Here is a 20,862-nt window from a genome sequence, read left to right on the forward strand (position 1 = left end):
AATATGCCAGGTGTTATCGAGATTTGTGTTATCGGAATGTAATATTTTTTGAAAGTCAAAAACTTATTTAAACCACTATAAACCAACAAGTTTAAATCCTATATTCGTACCAGTTACGGGTCAAAATTAATAGGAATGATCCTGTAACAATTTATTGGCAGCGATGATGCCACTCAGGCAAACGCCGGGAATTCCCTGGCCCGGGTAAACGGTATCGCCGCATACATAAGCCCCTTTATGATCTAAGCGTGCATCTTTCATTTGCCAGGGCTTTACCTGTTTATACTGCGGATACCCACCTACCGCTCCGAATGCGCGTTTTGTCCAGAATATCCAGGCACCAGGGGTTGAAGACTGCTTATACCTGATCTGTTCTGGTTTTAGCAAGCCATTCTTTTCCAAAGCAAGCAAAATGGCATCCTCAATTATTTGTTTCTCAGCAATATAATTACCTTCCGGATGCGGTACATGAGTGCTGATACTGGCAACCACCTCCCCTGCAGGTGCACGAAGCGAATCCTGAGGGTGACTGAAACTGATAAAAATGCTTTTACTGCCAATTACCGGAAGACCTTCAGGCACATGTACCTGGTGGTGCAGAATAGCAGGAAGCTGCTTTCCATCCAGGACCAGCCCCATGGTAAATGCACCATTCAGTTTCTCAGAAGGCATCACATATTTCTGCAATTTGTGTTGCAAAACGTTATCCTCAAAAATTTCAAGGGTATTGTTAAGCGGGATACCACTGATCACAAATTTACTCTCGAAAGTATCTTTTTTTGTCAGAATGCTATAGCCGTTTGTACGGGGCGAGATATTTTTTACCTGCTGCCCATACTTTATCGTTGAGCCGTTCCGCTGAATATACTCCACCACCGGATTGACCAGGTTTATCAGTCCCCCGTCAATGTAGTAGTTGCCAAACAAGGTATAACAGATAGCCGTGGCACCGAATAGCTCATTTACTTCATGCAGGTAATTCTGTGCCGTGATCAACAGCTGCTCATTTACAAAATCAACGAATAAGCGGTTGTCAAGCAGATCATATTTTCGCAGCACATCCTCCATCGTACGGAATGCTGCCGGGAGCAATTTAACCTGTGAAGGCCTTGCATGGAACACGGCGGATAGAAAATCTTTTGTGTCGGAAAATGGAAAATTAAGCTGCTGCAGTGAAGTATGCCAGACGGATTTACTGATCTTATAGCAGTGTTCCCAAAAAGCCCTTTGGCCTTGTGCACCAAAAGCACGCTCCGCTTCTGATATCCATTTCTCCAGATCACTGTATCGAACCACTGCATCGCCGTTTGGCAAATGCACCTGCATAGATGGTTCAAGTTTACGGACCTGCAGTTCAATACCCGTCTTATTTAACAGGTAGCGCAGGGGCATGTGCTCGTCAAGGCCAACCAGAGTTGTGGCACCTGTCTCAAAGAAATACCCTTTGCGCTTGAACGAGGAGGAGCAGCCGCCAGGATATTTTGCCTGCTCCAGCACACATACCCGAAGCCCTTTGCTCACCAGCAAAGCCGCTGCTGTAAGCGAGCCAAACCCTGAACCCACCACCACCACATCATATTCCATGTTTACTATTACTTACATCTAGTTTACAAACTACTGTTAGCTTAAACCGTTACAGCTTATATTTGTTGAAACACTGTAAAAACGAGTCATAAAATGGGCGAAGAAAAGGGTATCAGTATTTTAGGTTGTGGCTGGCTTGGTCTGCCATTAGCAGAGGAATTGGTAAAGTCAGGTTATACTGTAAAAGGATCAACGACCACTCCTGATAAACTAGACATGCTCCGATCAAAAGGCATAGAACCTTTCCTGCTTAACCTCCAGGACGAAAACTCTGCCAAAGATACTTTGACAGAGTTTTTAGATGCTGAAACACTAGTGTTGAACATCCCTCCAAAACTGCGCTCTGACGGTGGAGAAAGTTATCTGCACCAGATGCATGTCTTGCTCAAGGCGCTGTTAGACTCACCTGTTAACCGCTTGTTGTTTGTCTCTTCCACTTCAGTATATCAGGAACTGAACAGGGTTGTTACGGAGGAGGATATCAGCTTTACAGATGAGCTTGAACCAGGCAACATGCTGCTACAGGCTGAAAGGCTGTTCCAGGAGCGTGGCGAGTGGGTGACGACCATTGTCAGGTTTGGGGGTTTGGTTGGCGGCACACGACAGCCAGGCCGGTTTCTGGCCGGTAAAAAGAACCTGCCCAACGGAGACGCACCGGTAAACCTGATCCACCTGGATGATTGCCTGGCAATTCTGAAACGCATAATAGAACAGCAGAAATGGGGTAAAACCTATAATGCCTGTGCCGATCAGCACCCTATGCGGAAAGTTTTCTTCACCAGGGCCGCTGAAAGCCTTGGCCTTACCCCTCCGTCGTTTGATGACATGGATGCCACACATTTTAAGCTGGTCAATTGTCAGAAATTAAAAGATGACCTGGCTTATGTTTTCCTGCACCCTGACCCTATGGCGTTCTTTTAGTATCTTTGCATCCTGGTCCTGCACAGATAAATGTATATCTCAAAAGTTTAAGAGGTACCGTTTACCCGAAGAGTAACAGGTTGTATAAATACAGAAACAGGCAATAGCATTTATGAAAGTAGTAGTAATTGGTGGTGGGGCGGCAGGCTTTTTTGGTGCCATTACCTGTGCACAATTGAATCCAAAGGCACAGGTGCTTCTGCTCGAGAAGTCAAATAAATTACTTTCTAAGGTCCGGGTCTCCGGTGGAGGCCGGTGTAACGTTACAAACAGCTGCTTTACTCCTTCTGTATTCTCACAAAATTATCCCCGTGGGGCCCGGCAACTGAAAGAAGCATTTAAACAGTTTGGTGCTGCTGAAACAGTGGCCTGGTTCGAAGCCCGGGGAGTACGCCTGAAAGCAGAAGCTGACGGACGCATGTTCCCGGTTACAGATTCTTCTGAAACGATCATAGAATGCCTGCTGCAGGAAGCGAGGCGTGTAGGGGTACAAATCAGGACTGGTGCCGGTGTAGAGCGGATTACTCCCAAAGCTGACACTGGAACTGGTTTTGTTCTGGAGCTGAATACCGGCGAAACAATAATGGCTGACAAAATACTTGTCAGCACTGGTGGTCACCCGAAGTCGAGCGGCTATGACTGGCTACGCGCCCTCGGGCATCCTATAGAAGAACCCGTGCCTTCCCTGTTTACTTTTAACGTACCTGATTCAGCCCTCAAAGAACTGCAGGGAGTTGCAGTACCTAAAGCAAAAGTCAGGATAGCAGGTCAGAAACTGGAGTATGAAGGACCTTTGCTTATCACACATTGGGGCTATAGCGGCCCTGCCGTCCTGAAACTATCTGCTTGGGGAGCACGCCTTTTCCATGACCAAGGATATACTTTTACTGCTTTGATAAATTGGATCCCGGAATATACAGAAGAAGGCTTAAGGGAGCAGCTACAGCAGTACAGGCAGGCGCATCCTAAAAAAATCGTAAGTACCAACCCGCTCTTTGGATTGCCTCAACGGCTCTGGAAAGCATTAACTATACTTGCTGAGATCCCGGAACAGACCCGCTGGTCTGAGCTGCCTGGCAAGAATACGAACAAGCTGGTTGAAGCCCTCCACCGCGGACCTTTTGAGGTTAAAGGGAAAACAACTTTTAAAGAGGAGTTTGTGACCTGTGGTGGCGTTGGTCTGCCGCAGGTGAACATGAAAACCATGGAGAGCCGTCTACACCCCGGGCTTTTCTTTGCCGGTGAAGTGCTTGACGTGGATGGTATTACCGGTGGATTTAACTTTCAGGCCGCCTGGACCACCGGATTCATTGCCGGCTCATCAATAGGCATAGCTAAAAGCTAATCAAGAAGTTACCCGGCCTGAGGCAACAATTTTTAATCAGTATCAGTACATCTGCATATTAGAAATAAAAATTGTAAAACTATGGAGATCAATAAAGAAGTATTTTCAACTGTTCACCATCTGATCGAAAGATGCAAGGATGGTGCAAAAGGATATAAAACTGCATCAGAGGACGTAGAAGACCAGGACCTGAAGGACCTCTTCAGAAAATATGCTGTACAGCGTGATAGTATGATCACAGAACTCCAGGACCAGCTACACAAAATGGGCCATACTGACACAGAATCAAGCTCAGTTGAGGGTACCCTTCACCGCGCCTGGATCGATCTTAAGTCTGCCTTGTCATCTAAAGACAGAACCCGTGTGCTGGAGGAATGCGAGCGTGGCGAGGATTATGCCGTTAGCTCTTACAGGGATGCCTTGAAAAAGGATCTGCCAGGAGATTTAAAGGCGATTGTACAACAACAGTACGAGGATATTAAAAATGCCCACGATCATATTAAGACCCTACGCGACGCGGCAAAGTCGAGGTAGTACTTTCTCAGATCTGTATGTAATTTAAACAAAGAAAGGAGCCTCGGCTCCTTTCTTTGTTTAAGAATGGCGGTTAAGTATTCAGTAGCTACCTCACCTAATAAAAAAACGGCTTATGCAGCTTTACAAACTTTTCATCCAGGAAATTCAGAGCGAACTACAAAAAGGCCCTGCCTTACAAGGTGAGTTGTCGTCAGATACTTTAAGCGCATTACCTGATTTAATGAAGAATTACCTCCAAAAAAGCGGCCACATAAACAAACCATTGGCACTTAACTGCCTTATTGCTTACGATCATGCTGAGATCAAAATGAAACCTGACCGCGACTGGTTGAGCATGAGTTGTATACAATTCAATTCTTCCATTTCGCCAACAAGGATAGCGCTGATGAAAAGTAAGATCTTTGGACTGATACCTTTTTCAGGTAAAGACAAGTACCAGGATGGCAGCGGTAACATGCTTATCAAAATGGCTGGTTTTACTGTAACTGATGCCAAAGGTCCCCAGATGAATAAAGCTGCCCTTGTAACTTACCTTTCAGAATCCGTGCTGCTGCCATCTGCCATATTAAACAATAACATTAGTTGGCAGGAGGTTGACACGCAAACCCTAAAGGGAACTATAAGCAATGCAGGCATTACCGTAAGCGGCTTATTTTATTTCAACGAGAAGCATGAAATTTTCCGGTTTGAAACCGATGACCGCTACTTTTCGACTAACGGAGTAAACTATAGTTGCCATAAATGGTCAGCCACTCTTGAGAACTATCAGGAGATCAATGGGTACAGCTATCCAACAGTGCTGGCAGCCACCTGGCACTTACCAGAAGGGGACTATACTTATTTTAAAGGAACTATCAGGGAAATAAAATATGGCATCACCAGTACCGAGGAACTGTAATGCCATTAAAAGCAAGAAGGGTGAAATCCGTCTGATTTCACCCTTCTATATCTAACTGCGTAAACAGTCAGCTTAATCTTCCAACCTTTTTATGATACTCTTATTACGCCTTGGTTTAGCAGGAGGTTACGGCAAGTATAAAATTTATTTTATTTACCTGTTCCCGGACGTAAAATGGTATAAAAACAAATAGGCTGACGTTTCAAGTCAGCCTATTCTTACAAATTCAAAAGCTTTTCACACTTCTGAACTGTGTATGTATTTATATACGCCGGCAACTCTGGCAGGTTACAGACTTATGGATTTTTTAGAATCTTCTTTTTCTAAAACCTCCTCTGTCGCCACCACGATCACCTCTGTCACCGCCACGGCTTCCTCTGTCTCTGTCTCCGCCTCTATCACCACCACGGCCACCTCTGTCACCGCCACGGTCACGGTCTCTGAACGAGCCGCCACCGCCGCCACTGCGACGTCTTTCACCACCGGAGCGGCCATTGAAACCAAAGTCATCACCACCGCCTGAGCGTTCGCTTTTCTCTTTGGTGCCTTTCTTGTCTGATTTTTCAACCACAACCATACGGCCATCTACTTCTATTCTGCCAACACGCTGCAGGATATCTGCAGTATATTCTGAAGGCACTTCCACGAAGCTGAATTTGTCGTACAGGTCGATGTCACCAACTCTGTTTGCCGGTATATCTGCATTCTGGCTCAAAAGGTCGATGATATCGCGTGGATGCACTCTGTCTTTCTTACCAATAGTGATGAACAGGCGATCCATGCCTTCCGGAGTCGCACGCATGCTCTTCTCAGCCTCAGCGCCCTTCTCTTTCACTTTTTCCTCCTTCATGCTCATTTTAAGCAGCGCGGCAGCAACATCAAGAGGAGTATAGCCTTCGGTCTCATTCACGAAGCGCTCAATACGGGCAACGTGTTTCGCCAAATGGCCTTTCTCCAGCACTTCCTTCACTTTACCAAAGAACAGGGTTGTACGGATCTCGTTTACATCTTCCAAAGATGGTACCTGCTGTAAAACGATCTTCGCTTTGGTATAGCGCATGATATCTTTCAGCTTGTAACCGTCTGTACGGCCTCCTACAAAAGAGAATGCCTTACCAGACTTACCCGCACGACCGGTACGGCCAATACGGTGTACATAAGACTCTTCGTCCTGTGGCAGGTCGTAGTTAAATACTGCCTCCACATTTTCAACGTCCAGTCCACGGGCCGCAACGTCAGTAGCCACCAGGATCTCCAGTGTGCCGTTACGGAATTTGCCCATCACATTAGAACGCTGGTTCTGGTTCATGTCGCCATGTAAACCATCGGCAAAATAGCCACGGGCCTGCAGGTTCGATACCAGTTCATCTACCATGCGCTTCGTGTTACAGAATATTATGGCTGACTTCAGGTTATACATGTCCAGCAAGCGGGAAAGTACTTCCTGCTTCATGCTGCTGCGAACCTCGAAGTATGACTGATCAATATTGGTTACGGTCAGTTCCTGGTGAACCACCTTTACCAACACAGGGTCTGTCTGATAACGCTTTGTCATCTCCATGATCGGCTTCGACATAGTAGCCGAGAAGAAAATGGTCTGACGATTTTCAGGAATACGCTCCAGTACATACTCGATATCCTCACGGAAACCCATGTCAAGCATTTCGTCCGCTTCGTCAAGTATGATCTTGCTCACGTTATCTAATACAAGCGTACCACGCTCGATATGGTCCATTACACGACCTGGCGTACCGATCACGATCTGCACACCCTGCTTAAGGGCGCGAAGCTGGCGCTCGTATGGCTGTCCGCCGTAAATAGGCACAACACTGATACCGGTTTTATACTTGGCCAGTTTCTGGATCTCTCCTGAAACCTGTATTGCCAACTCGCGTGTAGGGCACAGAATTAACGCCTGTACTCTTCTGTCAGTTGGGTCGATGCTTTCGATGGTAGGTATACCAAAGGCAGCTGTTTTACCAGTACCCGTCTGGGCCTGACCAATGATGTCTTTTCCTTCTAATACAACCGGGATTGCTGCTGTCTGGATGGGAGAGGCTTCTTCGAAGCCCATGTCAGCGATAGCACGCTGGACTTCCGGCGAAAGCGGAAGTTCTTCAAATCTGATTTTGTTCATCTAACTACTTAATAACTTAATATGACACATCTGGAGGCAGTCCGCTATTCAACCTTAACTCTGCAAAAGAGCGCGACACGACAAACTAAAAACAACTAGGGCCAACAGATGGTGCATCCAGTTATACAGTATATCAGACCGTATCCAAATCGGCCGCAAAGATACGAACAAAAAATGAGATTAACTATTCTGAGCCCTTTTTCAAAGTTTTAGGCTACCCCAGTTGCTATTCACCCTGATAAAAGATGCTTTCACTTGAAATTAACGATTATTTCATTATACTAATAATTATTTTATAAATTGTCATAAATATTTACATTATTTATTAGAATAGGTAACTATAAGTATTTTTCACACGTTAAAAGCAGCAGTTTACCCTTAAATATGGTACGTTCACCATTTTAGCTGATATATTCTAATTGTTTAATGTTAGTGAACGTACACACACGAAACGCGAATTTGAAACCTAACTCATTAACCTATACTACCCTTATGAAAATTATAACCAAGATTACCGCTACCCGTATCCCCACTCTATAACTCCGTGTGACAAACCTATTTACCTAAGCTAATGAGACCAGACGTTCGGGCAAATAATGCCTGTATCAAGAAGCTTGTTAAATAAAACCTTAAACCCTTTAGTCTATTTTTTTCTATGTTACACTTTTCCAAAATTTCAACACAAGGCAAAGATTTTAACCTGATAGCCTCTGGAGCGCTAGCGTTTAAAATTCACAACAAAATTCTCAAGGATGAGTCTTTCCTGCAAGGCACTAAGATCAAGCGCAACATGCTGCTTGGAAGTCCTGCTGCGAAAACAGCAAACCCCGATCAGAAGAAAGTATTTTTTGTGGTCATCTCTGACCTAGACCGAACCAACGTGGAGTCGCTCTGCCAGATGATCAAGAAAGAACGCGCCAATGGCAGTTATGCTGTTTGCCAGGTGATACCAATGTACTACAACGAACCTTCGTTTAAAGCCCTTAAAATGCTGCGCCAGAACTTTGATGAAGTAATGGAACTGAGCAAGTTTAACCTGGGCAGTAGCAAGGCCCTGATGAGCGCCGAGCAGCAGCATTGCGTAATCACTGACTACTCCGTGTCAATGGCCCGCATCATGTACCATGTTTGCGTGAATGACTTTGCATCAAAGAACACTCCTGAAGTTAAAGCAGAAGAAGCTGTTTACGCTTAGAAGCCAAAACATAAAGAAAGAAGGCCACATTCCGGACAGGAGCGTGGCTTCTTCTTTTTACAGGCTTCCTGAAAGCACAGGTAAGAAGCCACAACTAAACTAATGGTTCTGACAGCCTTATAAATTTCTAAAGAAATCTTTTTATTTATACTTGCGAGGTGGCCCTGCTAACGTGTATCTTTAAAGTATAGATACTTTAGTTTATGCCATCTCTTTTCAAGATATACTCTTCTTCTGCCGGGTCAGGCAAAACCTATCACCTGACAAAGGAATACCTCAAGCTCGCTTTACATACTTCCAACCCGGACTATTACCGCTCTGTGCTGGCTATCACCTTCACAAACGATGCCGCCGCCGAAATGAAAGAGCGCATCCTGGCCGCCCTTCGGAATTTTAACGATGAGAGCCTTCCGGAGAAAGAAAAAGCCAAAAGCGAAGTATTGCTCGATACCATCACAAAAGAGCTACAGGCAGAGTACCCGGAAGAGATGCTCGACAAAGTGGAAGTGCGTCAACGTGCAGCCAACCTGTTCCGGCAGATACTCTATAACTACTCCGACTTTTCGGTAAGCACCATCGACAGCTTTGTAAATAAGATAGTACAGGCCTTTACGCGTGAACTGAACATCCCCCACAATTTCGAAGTAGACCTGGACTCCAATGCCTTGCTAACAACAGCTGTTTCGTTACTGCTCGATAAAATAACAGATTCAAAAGACGACCTGCTCTCCCAGACGCTGGAGCACTATGCGCTGGAAAAAGCACGGGAGGGGAAAAGCTGGACCATGTTGCCCGACGACCTGATGGATTTTGCCCGTAACCTGCTGAACGAACAGGTGTACGAGGCAATAACAGACCTGCAAAAGCTTAGTCTGGAGGACTTTAAACTGGTACGGGAGCAACTGTTTGAGGCAAAGCAGCAGATTGAGGAAGCAGTACAGGAACCTGGAAATCAGGCTATGCAACTTATTGCGAATGCCGACCTCTCCCCTGCCGATTTTTACCAGAGCACCCGCGGTATCTGGAGCTATTTCAACAAATGGACGCAAAAGGACATTGATCTTAACTACGGCAACAGCAACGCGCAGAAAACTATAGAAGAAGAGAAATGGTATGGTGGCAAAGCCAGCGCTTTTACAAAAAGCCAGATAGATGGTATCCGGCAGCAGCTCACCGACCTCTACTTCCACATTGAAAGTATAAAGGAACAGTTTGCCGGCACCTACACCTTAATTCAGCAGATCGTACCGCATTTGTACAAGGTATCGCTGCTGAATGAGCTGGAAAAATGCCTGCAGGAGATAAAACTGGATAAGAATACGGTTCACATTTCGGAATTCAATAAACGCATTATTGATATTGTGCTGCAGGAACCGGTTCCTTTCATCTATGAAAGACTGGGCGAAAAGTATAACCACATCCTTATCGACGAGTTTCAGGATACATCTGTGCTTCAGTGGAATAACCTGCTACCGCTGGTAGACAATGCGCTGGCTTCCGGTTATTTCAGTATGGTGGTGGGTGATGCCAAGCAGGCCATCTACCGCTGGCGGGGAGGTGAAATGGAGCAGATTCTGCACCTGTACAAAGGGTCCACAAAGCAGCTTTACGAAAACCGCCGCCACGGCCCGCTCATTAAAGAGCGGTACGAATCCGTGGACCAGGCCCTGCAACCGGACAACCTGCAAACCAACTACCGCAGCCGCTCCGAGATCATTGACTTTAACAACGAGCTTTTCACCTTTATCAGCGAAGGGCACCCGGAGTTTGGCATATTTACGTCCATTTACGACGAAGATTTCAAGCAGAAAGTACCACATGGCAGCCAGAACAATGGCGGACATATCCAGGTAATGTTCACACACGATGATGATGATAACTATAAATATGACCTGGACACCTGCAGCCGAACAGAAGAACTGTATGAAGGCTATACGCGCCACCAGGTATTGACCTATGATGAGAGCACCCTGAACATGGTGCTGCAGCTGGTAAAGCAGGCAATTGCTGAAGGGTATACGTTAAAAGACATAGCCATACTTTGCCGTACCAATGTTAAAAGTAAGCTGATTGCAAACTTCCTGAAAGAGCGCAAGTTTGATATTATCTCACAGGACTCTCTTTCGCTGCAGTTTGCCGAGGTCATTAACCTGATCATTGCGCTATTCAGGGTATTTAACAGGCCCAATGACACCCTGGCAAAATCTGAGGCTTTGTATCTTGTTTGTAAGGTGTCACTGGATACAATACCGGACGTTGGCATGACGCAAACCATTGCTGACATTGCCAACGATGCCGAGAACCAGTCATTCTTCGACCAGCTGCGGGTGTTCGGCTTTGATGTGCAGGAGCGCGAAACAGGCAACCTCTCTATTTATGAGCTGACAGAAAAGCTGATCCGCATCTTTAAACTGCTGGGTAAGAACAACGAGAGCGAATACCTCTTCCGCTTCCTGGACCTGGTGTTGGAGTATAGCCTGAAGCACAGCAACAACCTCAACAACTTCCTGGCTTACTGGGATGTTCAGAAGGAGAAACTCAGCATCAACACGCCCAAGGACCGGGATGCCGTTACCATTACCAGTATACACAAGTCCAAAGGACTGGCTTACCCTATCGTTATCATCCCTTTTGCTGACTGGGGTACGGAGCCGAAAAGAGGCTCCCTGATGTGGAGCCATTTGCCTGAAGATATCTCGGTAACAGGCAAGCTAAGGAGCGTTGCAGTTAACATAAGTTCTAAACTAGAGAATACCATACTTACAAAACAATACAGCACCGAGATAGAGAAGACCTTTATCGAAAACCTGAACATGCTGTACGTAGCCCTCACCCGCCCCATAGACAGGCTCTACCTGATCGGCAATGCCAAAGACCTTCTGGAAGAGCGTAAGGCACCTAAGCTGGACGGGCAGGCAAAGAACGTAAGTCATTTGCTGTACCGTTACCTGGTGCACAAGGAAATGTGGGCGTTTGGCAAACGTTGTTACCAATTGTCTAAAGGAAATCCGCAGGTAGCACATAAACATGCTGCTTTACACGCAACTTATTCCCTGGACCACCTGGTGTCTACGGATTGGGAGCAGCGCTTAAAGATAAAGCAGCACGCCAACAACGTATTTGATTTTGAGACGCAAACTAAACAGCGGCAACTAAACCGGAAGCTGCATTTTGCCCTGGCCCGTATCGCTTTTGCCCCCGAACTGGAGCAGGTGCTGCGGCAAATGGCGTATGAAGGCATTATCAGTGAAAGGGATAAAAAAGAACTGCGTGAGAAGCTGGAAGTTGTTTTAAAGCATCCGCAACTCGCCCGGTTTTTCTCAAACCAGGTAGTAGTGGAGCATGAAAAGGAAGTGCTGGATGCCCGCGCCTATTTATATAAGCCAGATCGTATTGTTTTTGACGGCGACACCGTTGTGCTGATAGAGTTTAAAGTGCCGCCGCCCGAGCCGGAGCACCGCAATAAACTGGATCATTATGCAGTACGGTTCCGCCAGCTGGGCTATACCAAAGTCAAATGCCTGCTCTACTATTTTGATACGCAACAGGTATTGGAGTGGAACTACGGCGGAAAACCTGCACAGCAATTAGGCCTGGCACTTTAAAAAATAAATATGTGCTCTCACCGGATCAGGTTTGAATCTTTGGATGATATTATACCTAAGGTCATTGGTTGGATTCAGGAAGTATAAGCGCAATCGAGATAGTAAAAGTATAAAAGGCACTGATAATTAAAATTACATGGAACAACGATTAACGATCATCACCATTGGGGTGAAGAACCTGCAGCGTTCACGGGATTTTTACCTGAATGTGTTCGGTTGGAAGCCCACAGAAAGCAGCACCGAAGGCATCGTGTTCTTCCAGCTTAACGGGATACAGCTGGCTCTTTTCCCACAGGAGTCGCTGGCTGATGACGCCGGTGTAGAACCTGACGGCAGCGGATTCAGAAGATACTCTTTAGCCCATAACATGCGATCAGAGCAGGAAGTAAACGAACTGGTGGCTCAACTGGAAGAGAAAGGCGCACGCGTGGTAAAAAGCCCTGAAAAAGTTTTTTGGGGCGGCTACAGCGGCTACATCGCCGACCCTGATGATAACCTTTGGGAGATAGCTTACAACCCTTTTCTACCTTTGGATGATGATGGTAACACAAAATTGCCATCAATCCATTAAGGATAAATTCACACTACCACTCATTCATAATTAATTACCCAAGTGCAGACTTTCCTAGAGCTAACGGCGAAGTACATTTACGAGAAGTATAAAGACAACATCAGCGACCTGTGCATCGTGCTGCCATCCAGGCGAGCAAGTTTTTTCTTTAAAACTGCATTAGCTCAGGCTGCGCCAGAACCTATCTGGTCGCCGGAAGTGTATGCCATGGAAGACTTCATTTGCAAGCTGGCAAAAACAGACGTGGTGGAGCCTATCAATCTGCAGCTGGAGCTATATGACCTGATGCGCGAGCAGGACCCCACACTGGATTTTGACCAGTTCATTACCTGGGCGGGTACCCTTTTAGATGACTTCAGCAGAATAGACCAGAACCTGGTGGATACTGGTAAACTGTTCGAGTACCTGACAGAAGCAAAAGCCCTGGAACGCTGGGACCCGAAATTCCTGGGCAAGGAGATCTCCCCCACCCTGCGCAAGTACTTCAGCCTCTGGTACAATATTGAGAAAACATACCACAACCTACAAAAGCGCTTGTTGGAGAACAAACAGGCTTACACAGGTATGGCTTTCCGGCATGTGGCCAGAAACATCGATAAAATCGCCAAAGAAAGTGAATGTTTTCAGTTCATTTTCATCGGTCTGAATAGTTTAACTGTTTCTGAGGAAAAGATCATTAAAACGCTGCTGAAGCATGATAAAGCCGAAGTACTGTTCGATAGCGACGATTTCTACATGGAAGAAGGCACACCGAACAGGGCAGGCAGCTACCTGAGAAAGTATAAAAGTACCTGGAAACTTCCGGAATGGCGTTGGCAGCAAAACTTACTGCTCACCGACGAGAAAGAGATAAATGTGATCGGGGTGGCCAATGCCAGCATGCAGGGCAAACTGGCAGGCCAGCTGCTGCAGGAGATCCGGGAACAGGACAAGCATGCACAGGTAGCTATCGTCCTGCCCGACGAAACATTGCTACTACCCGTGCTGCACTCTATTCCGGATGATATCCCGACCTATAACGTGACGATGGGTTTAAGCTTTAAGGGTACTCCCCTGTTCAACCTCATCGACCTGTTGTTTGAAGTGCACCTTACCGGCGTTACCCAGTTGCAGGACACGGGTTATAAAGTACATCAATACCACCACCTGTCGGTTACCAAACTACTAACACACCCCTTTATCCGCAGGTATGAACTGCACCTGAACGATGATCCGGCACAGGAAAAATATCATGGCATGATCCAGACGGTGCTGGATAAAATGGTGCAGGAAAACAAGGTATTGATCCGGGCTGAGGAGCTACTGGAGCTGAGTAAACACCACCCGCTCTTCGAGATCCTGTTCCAGACCTGGCGCGATTGCGATGATATTATCGATGCCATGTACCGGCTCATCGAAATGCTTCGCGGTGTGTACAGCCACGGCCATAACACCATTGAAACAGAGTACCTCTATATTTTTTACACCCTGGTAAAGCGCCTGGATACAATTTTCGACTGCCGTGAGCAAAAGATATCGGTACGCAGCTTTAAGAAGTTCCTCTACGAGCTGATCGGGCAAACACGCCTGCCGTTTAGCGGCGAACCTATCTCGGATGTACAGATCATGGGTATGCTGGAAACCCGTGCCCTGGACTTTGAGAACCTGATCATACTTTCAGTGAACGAGAACGTGCTGCCGGCCCCAAAACGCCACGAATCGCTGATGCCTTACGACGTGCTGAAACAGTTTGGCTTACCAACATATGCCGAAAACGAAGGCGCGACGGCTTATAACTTTTACCGCCTGCTGCAGCGTGCCAAGCGGGTAAACCTGCTTTATGTGCTGCCTTCGGATACCTACGGTTCCGGAGAAAAGAGCCGCTTTATACTGCAGTTACAAAACGACCTGGCCCTGCGTAACCCGCGCATCCGTTTCAGGGATATGACTGCCGCCGTGGAGCAGGTCCAAACGCGGGCCTATCAGGAAGATATCCTGATTCAAAAAGATGAGAATACTATCTTTCAGATAAAGAAGGAGCTTGAAAAAGGACTTTACCCTTCGCACCTGAACATGTATGTGAATTGCTCCCTCCAGTACTACTTTACGCGCATCGCTAAAATGCAGGAGATAGAGGAAGTGGAGGAGCAATTGGGAGCCGACCAGTTCGGAACCATTGTGCACCAGGTGCTGGAAGATTTCTTCAAACCCTTTGCCCAGGATGGCAAGCCTATAGAAGCTCCGCATGTGGAAGCGATGCTGCAGGAGCTACCCGATAAAGTAAAGTCAGAATTCAGGAAGGTAACACGCGGTGCCAAACCGGAGCGTGGCATGAACTACCTGCTTTACAAAGTGGCGGTACAGGTGCTGGAAAAATACCTCGAAAACCTGAAGCAGTCTGACGAGCTGCCCCTGTATGTGCTGCGCCTGGAAGAAACGCTGGCCACCACCCTGCCTGTGCAGGTAGGAGATGAAACGATAATGGTTCGAATTGCCGGTAAAGCAGACCGTATCGACCTTACGGGCCATACACTTCGGGTTATAGATTATAAAACCGGTAAGGTAGAACAAAACCAGCTACGGGTGAAGCCGGAAGATGTGGAACTGCACTTTACCACTGACCCTAAATATGCCAAAGCCCGCCAGTTGTGGCTCTACGAGTACATTCTGCAGCGCATACTGGCAGAATCCCCGGAATCTATACTTCGCAACGGGCAGCATGAAGAACTGCAGCGTATTGTACCGAAATCAGGTATACTTTCATTCCGTAACCTGGACGCTGGGGTGCTATCATCAGAGTTCAATTTTGAACAGGCGATGGAGAAAGGTTTCCTGGAGGCTTCCGAGCAGTTGCTCCGTGATATTGTGCGCCGTATGCTGGACCCTCAGGAGCCGATTCAGAAGACAAAAGACCTGGATGTATGCCAGTGGTGTGCCTACCGGGGAATTTGTGCAAGGTAAATGCTATTTAGTAGAAGTTATGCCCTGGTAGATTGGGAAGAGCTACATATTTTAATTATATTTCTTTACCTGAAAGCAACCAATTTAATGTTTGAGGGCTCCTCTAATCAAACATACTTATACTGAATAATGGGTAATCGTGTAACTAAGGCATTAGGAATTGTAATGCTTCCGCTCCTCCTTTTCTCCTGTAGTAAAAATGAGGATATCATTCCTGTGGAGCAAACGGTTCCTTTGCAGGTAGGCAATCAGTGGGTATACAAGGTAACTGATTTTGACTCTGATGGCAACGAGATCAGCAACAGTTCCCTGATCAGGGCGGTAGTGAAGGATACTGTGATACACGGTGCAACCTGGTACATCTTAAATGACAGGACCATTGTTCAGAATAGTGCAAGTGGCTATGTGTACTTCAATAAATTTAACAGGCCGGGAGATGAAGCTGTCATGATCTACCAAAGTGCTTCTATCGGAGGTATAGGCTACATGTACCAGTATCCGAACTATAATCTATGGCTGCTTACAACCAGGAACTATGAGTTGCTTCCGGTCAGTGTGGCAGCCGGCACCTTCCCCAGTTATACTTTCACTATAGAGCATCAATATTCTATTCCCGGTTCTTCCACATCCAGTTCTAGCTGGCAAAAAGATTATGTATCTCCCACCGTCGGCTTATTAAGGTCTGATAAATTTTATTCCGGTTCTGAAAATTTATCCCGCAGGCAGGAGCTGGTCAGTTATCAAGTGCAATAAGGATCAAGACTCCCTAACATCAGTTTTGTCTTAAATTAAAGCTCCTCACAGTAATAGCTGATAATTTCATCATCCCTTTAGGCCATTCACAATCTGTGGCTGCTGCCGTAATAAGTATATGAAAAGATTTGCTACATCAGACTGTCATGGCGGGTATAGGGCATTGGTCCAGTGCATGGAGAGATGCGGCTTTGACAAGGAAAACGACCAGCTGATATTTATCGGGGATGTAGTGGATGGCTGGCCTGAGACCAAAGAATGCATAGAACTCCTGCTTTCAGTTAAAAACCTGACCTATTTACTCGGCAACCATGACCAGTGGGCACTAGAGTATTATTCCGGAAATATGTCAGGTGATGAAGCCTCGCTGGATCTGTGGCTCTCACAAGGGGGAGCAGCTACCATACAGTCCTATGGTGTACAAAACCCAATGCCTAAGGAGCACCTGCTCCTACTACAGCAGGCTCAGCTTTTTTATGAAACCGATGATAAAATACTTTTTGTGCATGCCGGCTTTCAGAGCTCCAAACCTCTTGAAGAAAATGACGCCTATACCTTACTCTGGAGCAGAGAATTTATAACTGAAATGTATGGTCAGTACATGCAGAAAAAGTTGCCGGAGATAAAAGAGTTTAAAGCTGTTTACCTAGGTCATACACCTACTATCTCATTCAATAAAACGCTAACAAAGCCTCTGGAGATGGGAAATGTCATTCTATTAGACACCGGGGCCGCCTTTACAGGATCGCTTTCAATCACAGATATAGACAGTAAAGAAGTATGGCAGTCGGACAGGGTGATGACCTTATACCCGGACCATGAAGGCAGAAATGGTATGAGCTGGGAAATGATGAAAAATAATTTGCTGCTGCCTTAGCACAGTAAAAAACCAACAGGCTTTATTGGTAAAGATGCTACTAAAGCCTGTTGGTGATTATGACAGCGTTGCGTCATTTGCCGTATTGGCACTTATATATTAACATTCGCCATTTGTTCTTCTCTATACCTGCCTCCTGCAGCAACACCTTTGGGAGCGATCTCATCAATTTGCTGCAGCTCTTCTGCTGATAAGGACAGGTCCAGTGCACCCAGGTTTTCTTCCAGGTATTTCCGATGCTTTGTGCCCGGAATTGGTACGATATCCTTCCCCTGCGCCAGAAGCCACGCCAGAGCCAATTGTGCCGGTGTGCATTTTTTCTGGGCAGCAAGTTCTTCTATCTTTTTTACCAGATCTATATTCTTCTGAAAATTTTCTCCCTGGAATCGGGGCGAATGACGTCTGTAATCATCTTCAGCAAGGTCTTCAAAGGTTCTGATCTGTCCGGTCAAGAATCCCCTGCCCAACGGGCTATAAGGTACAAAGCCAATCCCCAGCTTACGGCATGCAGGCAATATCTCATCTTCCACATCACGACTCCACAGTGAGTATTCAGTTTGCAAGGCTGAAATAGGATGTACTTTGCTGGCTTTTTCCAAGGTGTTTACTGACGCCTCTGACAGCCCCAAATACCTTACTTTTCCTTCTTTTACCAGTTCGGCCATAGCCCCTACTGTTTCTTCTATTGGTGTGTTCCTGTCAACCCGATGCTGATAATAGAGGTCAATATGATCGGTGCCTAACCGCTTAAGGCTTGCTTCACAAGCTTTTCGCACATACTCAGGCGTTCCGTTGATACCCAGAAAACTACCGTCTTCCCCTCTCACATTGCCGAATTTTGTAGCAAGCACCACCTCGTCCCTTCTGTCCTTTATTGCCTTCCCGATCAACTCCTCGTTAGCACCAACACCATACATGTCGGCCGTGTCCAGGAAATTTATTCCCCTATCCAGTGCAAGATGAATGGTGGCAACAGATTCTTTATCATTGCGGTTACTGTAAAAATCCGACATACCCATACATCCCAGGCCAAGGGCTGAGACTTCTAATCCTTTATTACCAAGCTTTCTTATTTCCATAATTTACCTTTCAGGAGCGTTATCCCCTTCGTTTAGTTAATTTATATAGTGTTAATTCTGGCTGCTACTACTGTTGTCTAGTAAACTCTATTTCTAATAAATTCTGAATAGCATCCGGTGCACAGGAGTAATTAAGCCCGATACAGTAAGATTTGTCTTCCGGGACGTTCATTCAAAATAAATTTAAATTTACGTGTAGGCAGGTCAATTGTTAATATGCATCAGAGTGTAAGCACTGCATTAAACGTAATTTTTAAACAGATAAATAAATGAAACTGAACATTATACCGGATCACACCCCTCTCCATTCGCCTTAGCTGTATTCTGTTTTGAGAAAGTGCAGAAGCTTATTTTACAGGACAAGCTCCATTCTTTCCTTTTTTGATTCAGGCATTTTTAGTATTATCGCCATGAAGATATTTTGTGTTGATAAAACTGTAGCTGTGCGATCTTTATTCCTTTTTCTTATTTTTATTGTTATCACTTCACAGGCTATTAGCCAAACTACCTTACAAAAAGTTGTTGCAAAGCCTGGAGACGGCATTTATACGCTTCTACGCCGCCACGGCATCAGTTTCTCGCACCTGAATTCTTTTTTGAAGCTTAACAAGGGCAATATTGGCGAGAACAACAGCTTGTACGCCGGGAGAACCTATTTACTGCCCACCGCTACTGCGCCAGAAAAAACAAATGAGGCTGCCGAAGTAGCTCCTGCAGAAACCAGCTCTCCAACTGCACTAAAGGTTCCACTTTTTGGTAAAGATCATGCCAGAGTAGAGATCATAGACAGGCAGTTGAAAGGCGCTGTTTTTTATTTGGTTGGGGGGCATGGTGGCCCAGATCCGGGAGCTGTGGGAACGTATGGCCCTTATAAACTTGCTGAGGACGAATATGCTTACGATGTTACCATTCGCCTGGCCAAACGACTGATGGAGCATGGTGCTACAGTATACATGATCATACAGGATGAGAATGACGGAATTCGGGACGAAACAGTGCTCAAAATGGATCGTGATGAAGTCAATTACTCTGGCAAACCAATTTCTCTTAGCCAGGTAGAACGGCTGCGCCAACGTACCAATGCCATCAACAGCCTTTATGCCAACCACAAAGGAGCATATCAGCGAATGCTAGCCATTCACGTAGACAGCCGCAGCAAAGGCCAGAACATTGATGTGTTCTTTTACCACCACGAAAAAAGTAGTGCCGGGCGGCAACTGGCGGAAAACATCCACCAGACATTTACGGCCAAGTATAAGCGCTACCAGCCTAACCGCGATTATTTCGGAAGTGTATCTCACCGCAGCAGCCTATTCGTTGTTAAATATACTTATCCTCCAACGGTATTCATAGAACTTGGCAACATCCGAAACAACTTGGACCAAAGGCGCTTTGTAATTCCTAATAACAGGCAAGCACTTGCGAACTGGATCTGCGAAGGTATAATTACTGATTATAAAGGAGATAAATAAGGTTTTTTTTTATAGGTAGTCGAGTAATGTTTGCCCCCCTGCAGGTGTTATATATATTCGTTCAGCAGCATCAGCAGCAGGCAATAATGTACAATTTGTGTTATTTTCAAATTAAGCCCATACACTCATTTTTACTACCTGAATACACTCCTACATCATCAATTCACCATATTTTATAACCAAATCATAGGCAGGTCGTTTAGAGAAGAAATGCATCCGCACTATTCCGGTGCAATAATTTTACTAAAGACTTTAACTATGAAACGAATATTTTTACTACTCACTTTTTTATCAATACTATCTTATAGCGCTTCTGCTCAGATCGAAGAAGAAATCAGGCAACGCAGGCCGCAAACCACAGCAGCTGTGGCTTCTGATGCTGTAAGAGAGGGTAATTGGATTGTGGGCGCTAACATTGCCAACATTGGCATGAACTTCAAATCTGATTTTTTCACATTAAACGTTAATCCAAGGGCAGGTTACTTTATCAGTGATAATGCTGCCATCGGTACAGAGGTACAGTTGGCCCTGGATATATATGATGGCGGTGAAACTTTCCGTTATGGACTTACCCCTTTTGTGCGCTACTACTTTCCAGAGGGAGCCGCTCCGACACACCGTTGGTTCGGAGAAGCGATTGCTGGTATAGCAGGTAGCTCTGAAGAAGACGATGAAGGTGATTCAGTTTTTTCATCAGTTATAGGTTTGAGAGCTGGCTATGCACATTTCGTAGCACAAAACGTTGCCCTTGAAGCAATTTTAGGCTATACACGCACCAGTGCAGACATTTCGGTTGGTAGTGGACAGTCTGGTTTAAACCTGTCTTTTGGCTTACAGGTATACCTGCCAGGTCGCGGACAGTAAAGAGTTTATACTATCTTAAAAAGCAGCCACATCGGTTTAATCCGGTGTGGCTGCTTTTCTTATATGTTCATACTACACGCTTTT

At 45.8% G+C, this 20,862-nt stretch carries 15 protein-coding genes; 12 read left to right on the forward strand and 3 right to left on the reverse strand.

All coding sequences use genetic code 11. The features are described from left to right. Positions 1-126 precede the first annotated feature (126 nt). Positions 127-1,584, reverse strand: a complete 1,458-nt coding sequence (locus ACSX1A_RS07865) for a phytoene desaturase family protein (RefSeq protein WP_439883074.1) — start codon at positions 1,582-1,584, stop codon at positions 127-129. 93 nt (positions 1,585-1,677) lie between these two features. Between ACSX1A_RS07865 and ACSX1A_RS07870 the strand changes: the two genes are divergently transcribed. The 4 genes from ACSX1A_RS07870 (at position 1,678) to ACSX1A_RS07885 (ending at position 5,285) form a co-directional block, all read left to right on the forward strand. Further along, a complete protein-coding gene (locus tag ACSX1A_RS07870) occupies positions 1,678-2,505 on the forward strand; it encodes an SDR family oxidoreductase (protein ID WP_439883075.1) in 828 nt (275 codons plus the stop codon). A 112-nt stretch (positions 2,506-2,617) separates the two neighbouring features. Next, the gene (locus tag ACSX1A_RS07875) at positions 2,618-3,850 is read left to right on the forward strand and encodes an NAD(P)/FAD-dependent oxidoreductase (protein WP_439883076.1); all 1,233 of its coding nucleotides are present in this window, start codon (positions 2,618-2,620) and stop codon (positions 3,848-3,850) included. 81 nt (positions 3,851-3,931) lie between these two features. Beyond that, entirely contained in the window at positions 3,932-4,384 is a 453-nt protein-coding gene (locus tag ACSX1A_RS07880; RefSeq protein WP_439883077.1) for a ferritin-like domain-containing protein, read from the forward strand. 115 nt (positions 4,385-4,499) lie between these two features. After that, a complete protein-coding gene (locus tag ACSX1A_RS07885) occupies positions 4,500-5,285 on the forward strand; it encodes a DUF6544 family protein (protein WP_439883078.1) in 786 nt (261 codons plus the stop codon). A 307-nt stretch (positions 5,286-5,592) separates the two neighbouring features. Here the strand turns inward: ACSX1A_RS07885 and ACSX1A_RS07890 are convergent, their stop codons facing one another. Next, entirely contained in the window at positions 5,593-7,422 is a 1,830-nt protein-coding gene (locus ACSX1A_RS07890) for a DEAD/DEAH box helicase (protein WP_439883079.1), read from the reverse strand. Between the two features lie 655 nt (positions 7,423-8,077). Between ACSX1A_RS07890 and ACSX1A_RS07895 the strand changes: the two genes are divergently transcribed. From ACSX1A_RS07895 to ACSX1A_RS07920, 6 genes are all read left to right on the forward strand, one after another. After that, positions 8,078-8,617 carry a hypothetical protein gene (locus tag ACSX1A_RS07895; protein WP_439883080.1) on the forward strand — a complete coding sequence of 180 codons (540 nt, stop codon included), beginning with the start codon at positions 8,078-8,080 and terminating at the stop codon, positions 8,615-8,617. Between the two features lie 203 nt (positions 8,618-8,820). Next, entirely contained in the window at positions 8,821-12,222 is a 3,402-nt protein-coding gene (locus ACSX1A_RS07900) for a UvrD-helicase domain-containing protein (protein WP_439883081.1), read from the forward strand. Positions 12,223-12,358: 136 nt separating this feature from the next. Further along, the gene (locus tag ACSX1A_RS07905; RefSeq protein WP_439883082.1) at positions 12,359-12,793 is read left to right on the forward strand and encodes a VOC family protein; all 435 of its coding nucleotides are present in this window, start codon (positions 12,359-12,361) and stop codon (positions 12,791-12,793) included. Between the two features lie 42 nt (positions 12,794-12,835). After that, a complete protein-coding gene (locus ACSX1A_RS07910; protein ID WP_439883083.1) occupies positions 12,836-15,733 on the forward strand; it encodes a PD-(D/E)XK nuclease family protein in 2,898 nt (965 codons plus the stop codon). Between the two features lie 129 nt (positions 15,734-15,862). Then, positions 15,863-16,486, forward strand: coding sequence for a hypothetical protein (locus ACSX1A_RS07915; RefSeq protein WP_439883084.1), 624 nt, complete (start codon positions 15,863-15,865; stop codon positions 16,484-16,486). Positions 16,487-16,604: 118 nt separating this feature from the next. Next, complete coding sequence (locus ACSX1A_RS07920) at positions 16,605-17,363, forward strand: metallophosphoesterase (protein ID WP_439883085.1); 759 nt, start codon at positions 16,605-16,607, stop codon at positions 17,361-17,363. Between the two features lie 92 nt (positions 17,364-17,455). Here ACSX1A_RS07920 and ACSX1A_RS07925 read toward each other — a convergent pair whose 3' ends face one another. Beyond that, positions 17,456-18,442, reverse strand: a complete 987-nt coding sequence (locus tag ACSX1A_RS07925; protein ID WP_439883086.1) for an aldo/keto reductase — start codon at positions 18,440-18,442, stop codon at positions 17,456-17,458. A 410-nt stretch (positions 18,443-18,852) separates the two neighbouring features. Between ACSX1A_RS07925 and ACSX1A_RS07930 the strand changes: the two genes are divergently transcribed. Both ACSX1A_RS07930 and ACSX1A_RS07935 read left to right on the forward strand, forming a co-directional pair. Beyond that, on the forward strand, positions 18,853-19,914 hold the full coding sequence (locus ACSX1A_RS07930) for an N-acetylmuramoyl-L-alanine amidase family protein (protein WP_439883087.1): 1,062 nt from the start codon (positions 18,853-18,855) through the stop codon (positions 19,912-19,914). A 258-nt stretch (positions 19,915-20,172) separates the two neighbouring features. Beyond that, entirely contained in the window at positions 20,173-20,778 is a 606-nt protein-coding gene (locus tag ACSX1A_RS07935) for a hypothetical protein (RefSeq protein WP_439883088.1), read from the forward strand. Positions 20,779-20,862 lie beyond the last annotated feature (84 nt).

The organism is Pontibacter sp. MBLB2868 (assembly GCF_051904785.1).
Lineage (GTDB): Bacteria > Bacteroidota > Bacteroidia > Cytophagales > Hymenobacteraceae > Pontibacter.

What these genes read in the sequence shown, in the direction of transcription:
- ACSX1A_RS07890 (WP_439883079.1), bottom strand. Translation starts at nt 7,422, where the DNA reads ATGAACAAAATCAGATTTGAAGAACTTCCGCTTTCGCCGGAAGTCCAG.
- ACSX1A_RS07895 (WP_439883080.1), top strand. Translation starts at nt 8,078, where the DNA reads ATGTTACACTTTTCCAAAATTTCAACACAAGGCAAAGATTTTAACCTG.
- ACSX1A_RS07875 (WP_439883076.1), top strand. Translation starts at nt 2,618, where the DNA reads ATGAAAGTAGTAGTAATTGGTGGTGGGGCGGCAGGCTTTTTTGGTGCC.
- ACSX1A_RS07920 (WP_439883085.1), top strand. Translation starts at nt 16,605, where the DNA reads ATGAAAAGATTTGCTACATCAGACTGTCATGGCGGGTATAGGGCATTG.
- ACSX1A_RS07905 (WP_439883082.1), top strand. Translation starts at nt 12,359, where the DNA reads ATGGAACAACGATTAACGATCATCACCATTGGGGTGAAGAACCTGCAG.
- ACSX1A_RS07880 (WP_439883077.1), top strand. Translation starts at nt 3,932, where the DNA reads ATGGAGATCAATAAAGAAGTATTTTCAACTGTTCACCATCTGATCGAA.
- ACSX1A_RS07885 (WP_439883078.1), top strand. Translation starts at nt 4,500, where the DNA reads ATGCAGCTTTACAAACTTTTCATCCAGGAAATTCAGAGCGAACTACAA.
- ACSX1A_RS07900 (WP_439883081.1), top strand. Translation starts at nt 8,821, where the DNA reads ATGCCATCTCTTTTCAAGATATACTCTTCTTCTGCCGGGTCAGGCAAA.
- ACSX1A_RS07935 (WP_439883088.1), top strand. Translation starts at nt 20,173, where the DNA reads ATGAAACGAATATTTTTACTACTCACTTTTTTATCAATACTATCTTAT.
- ACSX1A_RS07870 (WP_439883075.1), top strand. Translation starts at nt 1,678, where the DNA reads ATGGGCGAAGAAAAGGGTATCAGTATTTTAGGTTGTGGCTGGCTTGGT.
- ACSX1A_RS07865 (WP_439883074.1), bottom strand. Translation starts at nt 1,584, where the DNA reads ATGGAATATGATGTGGTGGTGGTGGGTTCAGGGTTTGGCTCGCTTACA.
- ACSX1A_RS07925 (WP_439883086.1), bottom strand. Translation starts at nt 18,442, where the DNA reads ATGGAAATAAGAAAGCTTGGTAATAAAGGATTAGAAGTCTCAGCCCTT.
- ACSX1A_RS07930 (WP_439883087.1), top strand. Translation starts at nt 18,853, where the DNA reads ATGAAGATATTTTGTGTTGATAAAACTGTAGCTGTGCGATCTTTATTC.
- ACSX1A_RS07915 (WP_439883084.1), top strand. Translation starts at nt 15,863, where the DNA reads ATGGGTAATCGTGTAACTAAGGCATTAGGAATTGTAATGCTTCCGCTC.